The sequence below is a fragment of the Spirillospora sp. NPDC047418 genome (genome assembly GCF_040643275.1).
Taxonomy (GTDB): Bacteria; Actinomycetota; Actinomycetes; order Streptosporangiales; family Streptosporangiaceae; genus Spirillospora.
Genome location: NZ_JBEYTW010000093.1, coordinates 24,631 through 35,152 on the forward strand (window position 1 = coordinate 24,631; position 10,522 = coordinate 35,152).

The following is a 10,522-nucleotide window of genomic DNA, read 5'->3' on the forward strand; positions in this document are numbered from 1 at the left end:
CATCGGACGCACCTGAGAAAGGGGAGCCCGGATGATGAACGCCCGCCACATGGACGACCACGAAGACGAGGGCGCGCAGGTCATCCGGCTCGACACGGGCCACCGCCACGACTCCGGCGACACCGGTCCCGGCGCGCAGGACGAGGCGGGCGGCGAGCAGAGCCCGCTGGAGCGCGGCATCGCGTCCGGGCTGGCGTTCCTGCGCCGCCGGCTGGCCGGCGACTACGAGGTCGACGAGTTCGGCTTCGACCCCGAGTTCAACTCCACGGTCCTGCTGCCGGTCGCCCGCGCCCTCTACGAGCACTGGTTCCGCGTCGAGCTCACCGGCCTGGAGAACGTCCCCGAGGGCGGCGCCCTGCTCGTCGCGAACCACTCGGGCACCATCCCGCTGGACGCGCTGATGCTGTCGGTCGCGCTGCACGACAACGCCGACCGGTGCGTCCGGCTGCTCGGCGCCGACCTCGTCTACCAGGTCCCGGTGCTCGGCCACCTGGCCCGCAAGGCCGGGCACACCCTCGCCTGCCAGGCCGACGCCGCCCGCCTGCTCGGCAAGGGCGAGCTGGTCGGGGTGTTCCCGGAGGGCTTCAAGGGCGTCGGCAAGCCGTTCGCCGACCGGTACAAGCTGCAGCGCTTCGGCCGCGGCGGCTTCGTCGGCACCGCGCTGCGCGCCGGCGTCCCGATCGTCCCGTGCGCCATCGTCGGCGCCGAGGAGATCTACCCCAAGATCGCCGACCTGCGGCCGCTGGCCCGGCTGCTCGGCCTCCCCTACTTCCCGATCACGCCGACGTTCCCGCTGCTCGGGCTGGGCGGCCTCGTCCCGCTGCCGTCCCGGTGGGTGATCCAGTTCGGTGCGCCGATGACGCTGGACGACTACGACGCCGAGGACGCCGACGACCCGATGACGGTGTTCGAGATCACCGACCACGTCCGGGAGAACATCCAGCACATGCTGTACGAGGCGCTGCTGCGCCGCGGCCCCGCGTTCCTCTAGGCTCTGCTTGCCGAAAAGCCGCCGAGCTTGTCGGGGTTCAGCACCCACAGCAGCTGGTCGATGCCGTCGTCCGAGGCGCTGATCGTGATGAGCGCGTAGGCGGCGCCGCCCCGCGACACGAGGATCGCGGGCCGCCCGTTCGCCTCGACCCAGGCGATGGACGTGCCGGTCCAGAACCGGGGCGCGTACGCCACGACGACCTTCGCGACCCGTTCCCGTCCGGTGATGGGGATCCGGGACGCGCCGCGCACCGTGCCGTTGCTGTCGCTGTAGCTGACCGCGTCCTCGGCGAGGAGCGACTCCAGGGCGTCGAGGTCGCCGGTGCGGGCCGCCGCGAGGAACGTCTCCAGCAGCCGCCGGTGCGCGGTCCGGCTCACCGGAGTGCGGCGCCCGGCCGCCGCCCGCCGGCGCCCCCGGCTGGCGAGCTGCCGCGCGTTCGCCTCGGTCACCCGCAGGATCGCCGCGATGTCGGCGTAGGGGTAGTCGAACGACTCGCGCAGGACGTACGCGGCCCGCTCCGGCGGGGACAGCCGCTCCAGCAGCATCAGGACGGCCAGTTCCACGTCCGCGGCCTGCTCGGCGCCCGCCTCGGGCCGGCCGCCGGTGTCCACCGGCTCGGGGAGCCACGGGCCCACGTACTTCTCGCGGCGCCGCCGCGCCGACTGCGTCACGTTGATCGCGAGCCGGGTCGTCATCGTCACCAGGAAGGCGGCCGGGTCCCGCACGGCCGCGCGGTCCGCCGTCTGCCACTTGACCCAGGTCTCCTGGACGACGTCCTCGGCCTCGGCGACGCCGCCGAGCATCTGGTACGCGATGCCGAACAGGCGGGGCCGCATGCCGGCGAACACCGACGCGGCCTCGTCGAGCGTCTCGTCCGTGATCGCCCCTTCCGTCGTCGCCGACCAGCCCATTTTATGAGCGCACGGCGGGAAAGGAGCGACACCCGCCCGGCGTGGCCGGTGGTGCGGGGCGGCGGCCTAATCTGAGCGGATGCCGTCGATCCGCCGCCGCATGGTCGCCCGCGACCTGGGCGAGCCGCACCGCGTGTCCAGCCCTCTTGAACTGCTGTTCGACCTGACCTTCGTCGCCGCCGTCTCGCAGGTCGCGGGCCGGTTCGCCCACGGGGTGGCCGAAGGCCTTGTGCAGGACGTCGCCGCGCCGTTCTTCATGGTGTTCTTCGCCATCTGGTGGGCGTGGATGAACTTCACCTGGTTCGCGTCCGCGTACGACACCGACGACGTCCCGTACCGGGTCATGACGTTCGTGCAGATGGCGGGCGTCCTGCTGCTGGCCGCCGGGGTACCGGACGCGTTCGACGGCGACTTCACCACGGTCACGATCGGCTACCTCGTCATGCGCGCCGGGCTGGTGAGCCTCTGGCTGCGCGCCGCCGCCGCCCACCCGGAGGGACGCGCCACCGCCCTCCGCTACGCGGCCGGGATCGCCTTCCTCCAGGTCCTGTGGCTGTCGCGGCTCGCCCTGCCGGACGACGACGGCGGGCCGTGGGTGTTCCTCTTCCTCGTGGTCCTCGAACTCTCCGTGCCGCCGATCGCGGAACGCCGCCGCACGACGAGTTGGCACCCGCACCACATCGCCGAACGGTACGGGCTGTTCATGATCATCCTGCTGGGCGAGAGCGTCCTGGCCGCGACGAACGCCGTCCAGGACTCCGTCGAGCACGGCCTGAACGCCGATCTCGTGGTCATCGCGCTGGCCGGGCTCGCGATCCTGTTCACGCTCTGGTGGATCTACTTCTCCGAGCCCGCCGGCGAGGGCCTCGCCGGCCGCCGCGACTGGTCCTTCGCCTGGGGCTACGGTCACTACCTGGTCTTCGCCGCGCTGGCCGCGCTCGGCGCGGGCCTGGAGGTGGCGGTCGTCTCCACGGGCGAGATCCACGCCGGCGCGCACACCGTGACCGCGGCCGTCGCACTCCCGGTCGCCGTCTTCCTGGTCATGCTGTGGGCTCTGCACGCGCCGATGCGACGTACGGCCGTCCGCCCGGAGTTGATCGGGACCACGGCCGTCCTGACCCTGCTCACCATCTTCGCCGCTCCCACGATCGGCATAGCGGCGAGCCTCACCGTCATCGCGGCCCTGCTCATCCTGCTCCTGGCCACCACCCTGCTGCGGGGTCAAGGGCAGGGCGTCGCCCAGGCGGAGCGGTGAAGAAGCACTCCGGACCGATGGACGCCGTCTTCGCCGAAGAGCACATCGGTTTCCCGCGCTACGACTTTCGCGGCGCCAGCGTCCACCCCACGGGAACGGTCGCGCTCGCGCAGATCCGGGACGCCGACTGGACGGCCATCAGGCCCGAGATCCGGACGACGCTCGGCGAGACCCTGTTCCTGCCTGCCGGGCAGCGGCCGGAACTTGAGCAGTTCTGCGTCCGCAACGGTGTCATCAGGAGATCCCGCTTCGACGCTTGGGGAGATCTCCTCGAACCGTTCCTGGACACCTGGTTCGACCCCGAAGAGGAGCGGGCCACGCTCGCCCGCCTGCGCGATGCCGGATTCCCTTCATGGGAAGTCGCCGAGATCCGGCGGCGCCTCACCCCGCTGATGCACGCCTACAATTTCGACGCCATGGTCTGGGAGTGGGCCCATCTCGGCCTGTCCGACCTCCTCAACGCCGCCAATGCCCCTGTCGTCGCCCCCGATATCCGAAACGCACTCGGCGACCCGGCGGCGTTCTACGGTTGGGCGATGCGCATCGCCGACCGCCCGGCCGCGGGGAAGGGAGGGGCGGATGTATCCCGCGATTGAGCCGTACGAAACGGGAATGCTCGACGTCGGCGACGGTAATCAGGTGTATTGGGAGACCTGCGGCAACCCTCAGGGCAAGCTGGCGCTCGTCGTCCACGGCGGACCAGGATCGGGATGCCGCCCCGGAGCGCGCCGCCCCTTCGACCCCGAGCGCTACCGGATCGTCCTGTTCGACCAGCGCGGTTGCGGGCGCAGCACCCCGCACGCGAGCAACCCGGTTACCGACCTGCGGCCCAACACCACCTGGCATCTGGTCGCGGACATGGAACGGCTTCGCGAGCATCTCGGCATCGACCGCTGGCTGCTGTACGGCGGTTCGTGGGGTTCCACGCTCTTGCTGGCCTATGCCGAGCGTCACCCCGAGCGCGTTTCGGAGATCGTCATCGCGAGCGTCACCACCACGCGGCGGTCGGAGATTGACTGGCTGTACCGGGGCGTCGGACGCTTCTTCCCCGAGCAGTGGGAGCGGTTCGCCGCCCGCGCTCCCGGCGCCCGGACCGGCGTCGACATCGCCGCGGCCTACGCACGCTTGACGGAACATCCGGACGCCGCCGTGCGCGAGCGGGCGACGGCCGACTGGTGCGCCTGGGAGGACGCCGTCCTGTCCGGGGAGACGAAGGGTGCCGCGAACCCGTACGGCGACCGTCCGCCGGCGGCGCGGCTGGCGCTGGTGCGCCTGTGCGCCCACTACTTCTCCCATGGCGCGTGGCTGGACGAAGGCGTGCTCCTGCGCGAGGCGGGCCGGCTGGACGGGATTCCGGGTGTCCTCGTCCACGGGCGGCTCGACATGGGCGGGCCGCTCGACACAGCCTGGGAACTGCACCGGGCTTGGCGCGGCTCGGAACTGGTCGTCGTGGAGGATGCGGGCCATCTGGGCAGTGCGGCGACGCGCGGGCAGGTCGTCCGGGCCCTCGACGCCTTCGCGGTGGCGGGGCCGTGACCGCCCGGCGGCTGTAAGGACTTTGTCAGACGATGTCATAGCTTGTCAGGCGTCGTATCGGACAACAGCGTCCCACTGCCAGGCTGGCGCCGTCCGCGCTGGGCGGACCCTGGACTGGAGGGCGATCGACGTCATGAAGCTTGCCAAGACGGCCCTGGCGGGCCTGCTCGCCGTGCCCGCGATCGTGGGGATTCCGGGCATCGCCAACGCCGAGTCGGCTCCCGGGTGCTCCGGCACCGTGCAGATCGGCAGCACCGCGCACATCTACTCGGGCGGCCAGACCTTCGCCTCGGTGAAGCAGTTCAAGGGCTGCGGAAAGAACTGGGCCTACGTGTACGTGTGGGAGGGATACCGCAGTTCCCACAGCTCCTGGAGCGCGTGCGCCGCGATCGGCGACAACAGCACCAAGTCGCTGGAAGGCACCCAGTGCCGGACCAAGACCAAGGAGGTCTGGTCGCTCGGCGCCGGCACCCTCGCGCACTGCACGCAGGCGATCGGCTGGATTCCCAACGGCGCGTCCGCCAAGTCCAGCGAGCGCTGCTGAGAACGGGGAAACAGTCAGGCCGTGGGCGGTGCCGGCGGCACCGCCCACGGCGGCCTTCACAGGGTGAGCATCGTGCGGTTGGCGATGGTCCTGTCCTGGAGTGGCTTCAGGGCCAGGCGCATCAGGACCAGGACGTTGTCGTCACCGGCGATGCGGTTGGCGCTGACCTTCTCGCAGGTCTGGCACTGATGGATGATCATCCACTCGCCGTCTAGCCGTGCGGACAGCGTCAGCGGCTCCATGCGCCTCCGGCACGCGGAGGCGCGGTCGCCGGGGACGCGGTGGTCCACGTGCAGGCTGACCAGGCAGTTCGGGCAGTGGTTGCGGTGGGCGCTGCCCGGCGCGTCCACGGACACGTCGAGCCGGCAGCCGACGCAGCGGAAGGCGCCCGCGCGCCCGCCCTCGGTATGGAGGACGTCCTTGCGGCGCTGGGGCCGCCGTCCCCGCGCGTTCTTTCGCCTTGGCATGTCAAAGCGATCCGAACGTTTCGAGGGGGAACGGCGGCTCCGCCAGCGGACGCACCGCCATGCGCATGAGGATGAGCTGGTTGTCATCCGCGCACACCGGATTGGACGTGAGCAGGTCGCAGCCCACGCAGCGATGAATGACCATCCAGTCGCCGGTGCGCAGCACCGCGATGGCGATCGGCATCATGCGCGAACGGCAGTCGCTCCGGCCGCCCTCGATGTGGTCGATGACGTGCTCGGAATGCAGGCACGCGGGACAGTGGTTGCGGCGCGTCCCGTCAGTTGCGCGGACGGTGACGGTCAGACCGCATTTGATGCAGAGGAAGGTGTCGGACACCCGGATGCTCCTTGCTGAGGGTCGTTGAAGACAGCAAGAGGCGGCCGAGCGGTCTCGGCGAACGGTTAGAGACGGCGCCGAGTAACGCTCGGCACGGGCTGGAACATAAATCCTCTTCCTAAGGCACAAGGCCAGGTACATGCGGTCTGGACTGACTGGCCAGCGTAGACACCGTCCCGCGCCGCCCGCGACTGGTTTTCTCGGAAGTCACCAGGTGGCGGGGAAGAGTCGGTGCTTGAGAAGCCGGTCGATCTGCGCGGCGGCCGTCCCTGCATCTCCGCAGGGGCACAGGTAGCCGCGCCGTCCCCGCTGGGCGTCGTGGTATGCCCAGGCCCGGCCGGGGACGGCGAGGACGCTGACCACGATGCCGACGTCCTTCGTCCCGCTCGCGTGGATCCAGAGCAGCGGGGCCGGGACGGGGAACTCCTCGCGCCGGTAGAACTTCACGAACCGCCAGCCCTGGGGAGCGAGTGCTGCGGCGAGGTCGTCCAGGTAGCGGGTGGCCGTCTGGTGCCCCAGCCGGGTGCGCCACCGCAGCAGATGACGTCCGGTCAGATCCCGCACTTCGCCCACGCCAGCTTCCCTCCTTCCACCAGCGGCCGCGTCCCCCAGTCGCGCGCGAGACCGGCCACCATCTGGAGCCCCCGTCCGTTGATCGCCGCGTAGTTCTCCGGCTGGACCACCGGCTGCCCGTCACCACCGTCCCGGACCTCGATCGTGGGGAGACCGTCGCGCTCGTCCTGGAACACGCGCAGGACGATCGGGCCCTCGCCGTGCAGCAGCGCGTTCGTGACCAGCTCCGAGACGATGAGCCGCCCGGTGTAGTCATCGGTGATGCCCCAGGCGGCGAACCGCTCGGCGACGAACCGCCGCGCCTTGGCCGGCGCGTGCTCGTCCGGTTCGAGGACGAGCGTCGAAACGCCCTCGTCGCACATCGCGGCCACTTCATTGGTGAATTGATTCATTGCCCAGCACTCCATCCCGTCCGATTTGCCCGACAGAGGGCGAAAACGAATTCCGCTATGACCGTTTCGAGGGGAACTGTCAAAAGATCGGCATCGAACACGCCGACTCTTTTTCTGTCATCCCCTGGCCGAGCATCGCGCAAAGTGTCATGCTGGGAAATGCGAAAGGAACCCCACAAGGCAACCTCGGACCATGGCCCCCGACCACTGGTCGTCCCTGGTCATGGCTGGTCAAAGGGAGAAGCCATGCCGCAACCCCCGAAGCGCCTCACCCCGTCGAACAGCGCCCTCGATCTGTTCGGATCAGAAGTGCGCAGATACCGCGTGCTCGCGAACTACAGCATCAAGCAACTCGCAGACAAGATCCCCTACAGCCCTTCCTTCATCGGCGCCGTCGAACGCGCCGAATGCCACTGCGAGCGAAACTTCGCCGAACACTGCGACGCCCCCCTCGACACCAAGCAGGCCCTCGCCCACCTCCACGACGGCCTGTTCGGCGACAAGAAGGACGGCTTCCCCGAGTGGTTCCGCAAGTGGCCCGGCTTCGAAGAGGAGGCGGGAACCCTCAAGGTCTACAGCCCGATCGTCGTACACGGCCTGTTCCAGACGGTGGAGTATGCGGACACCCTCCTGTTCGGGGACCGCCAAGCGATCGACGCGCGTATGGCCCGCCAGGCCATCCTCACTCGGACGGACCCCCTGCCGCCACGTCTGATCTACGTGCTGCCGGAGACCGTGCTCTCCTACGACGTTGGTGGACCGGCGGTGATGCGTCCGCAACTCGAATGTCTCGCTGCGGCCAACAGCCCTCGCGTCAGCATCCAGGTGGTTCCGAACGGCGCACTCCACCCGGGTAATCGGGGAGAGTTCATGATTGCGACTCTGCCTGGAGGTGAGGAGGTCGCCTTTGCAGACTCCGCAGGCCGTGGGATCATGCAAGACACGTCTGAGGGCATCTGCCGGCTTAAGGAAACATTCGACGCGATCAGCACGCAGGCGCTGCCCACGAAGCTCAGTGCCGACTTGATCAACCGCACGATTGAAGAGAAGTGGACAGTATGAAACGACCACTCACCTGGCGTAAGTCAAGCTTTAGCGGCAGCGATGGAGGTAGCTGCGTTGAGTTGGCCAGCACTGAGGGGCTGGTGGCAGTCCGGGATTCAAAGGACCCGGAGGGGCCGTTTCTTCTGGTCCGTCCGGCCACGTTGCGTGAGGCGATCCGGCGCGTGCCTGCTTGAGGAGGCGCCCTGTGCAGGATGTGACCTGGCGGAAGTCGAGCTGTAGCAGCAGTGACGGTGATCAGTGTGTTGAGCTGGCAGGCGTAGGGGCCGGGGTCGCCGTGCGGGATTCGAAGGATCCGGACGGGGCAGTCCTGCTCGTTCCGCGTCCGGTCCTGCGGGTGCCCCTGCGCGGCCTCACCGGCCGTTAGTACGGCAGGCCACTCCTCCTCTGGCAGATTCAACGATCTAGCGAGCGACGAACGAGACAGGGGGATGGTCGGCATGACACGTCAACAGTCGGATCGGTCGATCCGTATTACGTTGCGTTCACGCCGACAGGACAAGCCCGAGAAACTGGTGAAGCGGCGGGTTGGGCATCGGGCCCGGCTGGTGCTCACCCCCACCCAGGTGGCCATGCTGGATGGGCAGGGGCACGCGGCGCGGGCGCTGTGGAATCTCCTGCATGACTGGTGGCTGATGACTCCCAGGTGCAAGCGTTCGCTGGCGGTGGCCGAGGCCGCGATCCGGCAGGCCCGCGCGGAGATCGACTGGATGGCCAGCCTACCCGCCCAAGCCGCCCAGGCCGTGCTCAAGACGTATTTTCAGGCGTGGAAGAACTGCTGGGAGGGCCGCGCGGGGCCTCCGGAGTTCAAAGCCCGCTACCGAACGCAAATGGCCGTGGACGTGCCGCAGGGCCGCGACCTGCACATCAGCCGGGTCCACCGGCGGTGGGGCATGGTCAACATTCCCAAGGTGGGCCGGGTCCGGTTCCGCTGGACCAAGGACCTGCCCGTGGGCAACCGCGCCGACAAGGTCGACCGGATCACCGGGGCCCGGCTGGTCAAGGACGCCCTGGGCTGGCATATCGCCTTCCGCGTGCAGACCATGGAACCCGCGCCCATCCCGCGCGAAGGGCCGCAGGTGGGGATCGACGCCGGGATCAACATCCCCCTCGCCCTGTCCGACGGCAACCATCAGGACCACGGCCGCCCGCACCGTCTCCCCTGCGGGAGGGCCGACCGGGACAAATGGCTCACCGACCGGGAGAAGGCCAAGCTGGCCCGGCTGGAGCGGCGGGCCGCGCATCGCAGGAGCTTCCGCAAACCCGGCGAACGCACGTCCAAGCGGCTCGGCCGGACCTACGACCAGATCGCGAGCCTGCGCGCGACAGCCAAGCGCCGGGTGATCGACTGGCAGCACAAGACCACCACGGCCATCGCCGCCGAGTACGGCACGGTCGTTGTGGAGGACCTGCACATCCAGAACATGGTCAAATCCGCCAAGGGCACCGTCGAGGAGCCCGGAACGAACGTCGCGCAGAAGGCCGGGCTGAACCGGGCCATCCTGCAAGAGGGATGGGGCCGGACCGTGACCATGCTCACCTACAAGGTGAAACAGCGCGGCGGCACCCTGCACACTGTCCGCGCAGCGGGAACCAGCCTGCGCTGCCACGCCTGCGGGCACACCACCCCCGGCTCCCGGGAGTCCCAGGCCATGTTCGCCTGCAAAAACCAAGCGTGCGGCTGGGAAGGCAACGCCGACCTCAACGCCGCACGCAACATCCTGCACAAATACCTGACCACCCTCACCGGACCCGCCACACGGCCGGAACGGAAGGGTGGCCCGGCTGCCGGGAGGGCAGTCGTCAGGCGCCCCCGAGGCGTCAAACCCGCCACCGCAAGGTAGGAGGGAATCTCCCACCTTCAGGCGGGAGAGAACTTCACGATGAGGGCCATGCTGACGGAGCCGGGTGGAAGCCTTGCCGACATGGCGTCGAATGCAGGCGCCGCGCCCGTCCAGTACGGGGAGGTCTTCACCCGGCGATGGATCGTTGAACTGATCCTCGACCTCTGCGGCTACTCCGCCGCTACGGATCTGACGACGAAAAGGCTTGTAGAGCCCGCCATCGGGTCCGGTGCCTTCCTCATGCCAGTCCTGGACCGGTTGCTCGAAGCCAGGGAGAAGTACTCGCCCGGCGGACCTTGGGATGAATTGCTCCCGGCCATCCTCGCCATGGACGTTCAGCCTGGGCATGTGCGCAGTTGCCGAAGGCTCGTCACAGGACGGCTCACCAGGTCGGGGTGTCCGGCTGAAACGGCGAACCGGCTTGCGGCCGCTTGGGTACGAGAAGGGGATTTCTTGCTCGACAGATTCCCCGGCGGCGCGGATTATGTGGTCGGTAACCCTCCGTACATCCGCATTGACCCTTTTTCATCCGTCCGGGCGGACGTCGATCACAGCATGATCGCGATGGAGGCGTTCGGCGGGTGATGTGAAGAAGCCCCTGGTAGACGAG

The 10,522-nt window shown here is 68.9% G+C and carries 15 protein-coding genes; 10 read left to right on the forward strand and 5 right to left on the reverse strand.

The window, feature by feature from the left end; translation table 11 throughout:
• Window positions 1-31: 31 nt before the first annotated feature.
• On the forward strand, window positions 32-991 hold the full coding sequence (locus tag ABZ806_RS36620; RefSeq protein ID WP_500222691.1) for a lysophospholipid acyltransferase family protein: 960 nt from the start codon (window positions 32-34) through the stop codon (window positions 989-991).
• Here ABZ806_RS36620 and ABZ806_RS36625 read toward each other — a convergent pair.
• A complete protein-coding gene (locus ABZ806_RS36625; protein WP_500222694.1) occupies window positions 988-1,902 on the reverse strand; it encodes an RNA polymerase sigma-70 factor in 915 nt (304 codons plus the stop codon). The two genes, ABZ806_RS36620 and ABZ806_RS36625, sit on opposite strands and share 4 nt — an antisense overlap.
• 79 nt (window positions 1,903-1,981) lie before the next feature.
• Here ABZ806_RS36625 and ABZ806_RS36630 point away from each other — a divergent pair, with 79 nt between their 5' ends.
• The 4 genes from ABZ806_RS36630 to ABZ806_RS36645 all read left to right on the forward strand — a co-directional run bounded on the left by ABZ806_RS36630 (window position 1,982) and on the right by ABZ806_RS36645 (window position 5,237).
• On the forward strand, window positions 1,982-3,157 hold the full coding sequence (locus ABZ806_RS36630; protein ID WP_500222699.1) for a low temperature requirement protein A: 1,176 nt from the start codon (window positions 1,982-1,984) through the stop codon (window positions 3,155-3,157).
• Window positions 3,154-3,753, forward strand: coding sequence for a hypothetical protein (locus ABZ806_RS36635; RefSeq protein WP_500222703.1), 600 nt, complete (start codon window positions 3,154-3,156; stop codon window positions 3,751-3,753). Before ABZ806_RS36630 ends, ABZ806_RS36635 begins: the two co-directional genes overlap by 4 nt.
• Entirely contained in the window at window positions 3,737-4,693 is a 957-nt protein-coding gene (gene pip / locus ABZ806_RS36640; RefSeq protein WP_500222705.1) for a prolyl aminopeptidase, read from the forward strand. The genes ABZ806_RS36635 and pip overlap by 17 nt, the downstream gene beginning before the upstream one ends.
• 133 nt (window positions 4,694-4,826) lie before the next feature.
• Entirely contained in the window at window positions 4,827-5,237 is a 411-nt protein-coding gene (locus tag ABZ806_RS36645; protein WP_500222707.1) for a hypothetical protein, read from the forward strand.
• A gap of 56 nt (window positions 5,238-5,293) precedes the next feature.
• On the opposite strand, the gene ABZ806_RS36650 is transcribed toward ABZ806_RS36645, so the two are convergent.
• The 4 genes from ABZ806_RS36650 to ABZ806_RS36665 all read right to left on the reverse strand — a co-directional run bounded on the left by ABZ806_RS36650 (window position 5,294) and on the right by ABZ806_RS36665 (window position 7,006).
• Window positions 5,294-5,704 (reverse strand): RNHCP domain-containing protein, encoded by a 411-nt coding sequence (locus ABZ806_RS36650; protein WP_500222709.1) that lies wholly within the window; start codon window positions 5,702-5,704, stop codon window positions 5,294-5,296.
• Between the two features lies 1 nt (window position 5,705).
• A complete protein-coding gene (locus tag ABZ806_RS36655) occupies window positions 5,706-6,041 on the reverse strand; it encodes an RNHCP domain-containing protein (protein WP_500222710.1) in 336 nt (111 codons plus the stop codon).
• Window positions 6,042-6,248: 207 nt separating this feature from the next.
• Window positions 6,249-6,614, reverse strand: a complete 366-nt coding sequence (locus tag ABZ806_RS36660; RefSeq protein WP_500222713.1) for a hypothetical protein — start codon at window positions 6,612-6,614, stop codon at window positions 6,249-6,251.
• Window positions 6,593-7,006, reverse strand: a complete 414-nt coding sequence (locus ABZ806_RS36665; RefSeq protein ID WP_500222715.1) for an ATP-binding protein — start codon at window positions 7,004-7,006, stop codon at window positions 6,593-6,595. The genes ABZ806_RS36660 and ABZ806_RS36665 overlap by 22 nt, the downstream gene beginning before the upstream one ends.
• A 246-nt stretch (window positions 7,007-7,252) precedes the next feature.
• On the opposite strand from ABZ806_RS36665, the gene ABZ806_RS36670 reads away from it, so the two are divergent.
• The 5 genes from ABZ806_RS36670 to ABZ806_RS36690 all read left to right on the forward strand — a co-directional run bounded on the left by ABZ806_RS36670 (window position 7,253) and on the right by ABZ806_RS36690 (window position 10,497).
• Window positions 7,253-8,068, forward strand: a complete 816-nt coding sequence (locus ABZ806_RS36670) for a helix-turn-helix domain-containing protein (protein WP_500222717.1) — start codon at window positions 7,253-7,255, stop codon at window positions 8,066-8,068.
• Entirely contained in the window at window positions 8,065-8,244 is a 180-nt protein-coding gene (locus ABZ806_RS36675) for a DUF397 domain-containing protein (RefSeq protein ID WP_500222719.1), read from the forward strand. The genes ABZ806_RS36670 and ABZ806_RS36675 overlap by 4 nt, the downstream gene beginning before the upstream one ends.
• A 20-nt stretch (window positions 8,245-8,264) precedes the next feature.
• Window positions 8,265-8,435, forward strand: a complete 171-nt coding sequence (locus ABZ806_RS36680) for a DUF397 domain-containing protein (protein ID WP_500222725.1) — start codon at window positions 8,265-8,267, stop codon at window positions 8,433-8,435.
• Window positions 8,436-8,508: 73 nt separating this feature from the next.
• A complete protein-coding gene (locus ABZ806_RS36685; protein ID WP_500222721.1) occupies window positions 8,509-9,912 on the forward strand; it encodes an RNA-guided endonuclease InsQ/TnpB family protein in 1,404 nt (467 codons plus the stop codon).
• A gap of 48 nt (window positions 9,913-9,960) precedes the next feature.
• Window positions 9,961-10,497, forward strand: coding sequence for a hypothetical protein (locus ABZ806_RS36690; RefSeq protein ID WP_500222723.1), 537 nt, complete (start codon window positions 9,961-9,963; stop codon window positions 10,495-10,497).
• Window positions 10,498-10,522 lie beyond the last annotated feature (25 nt).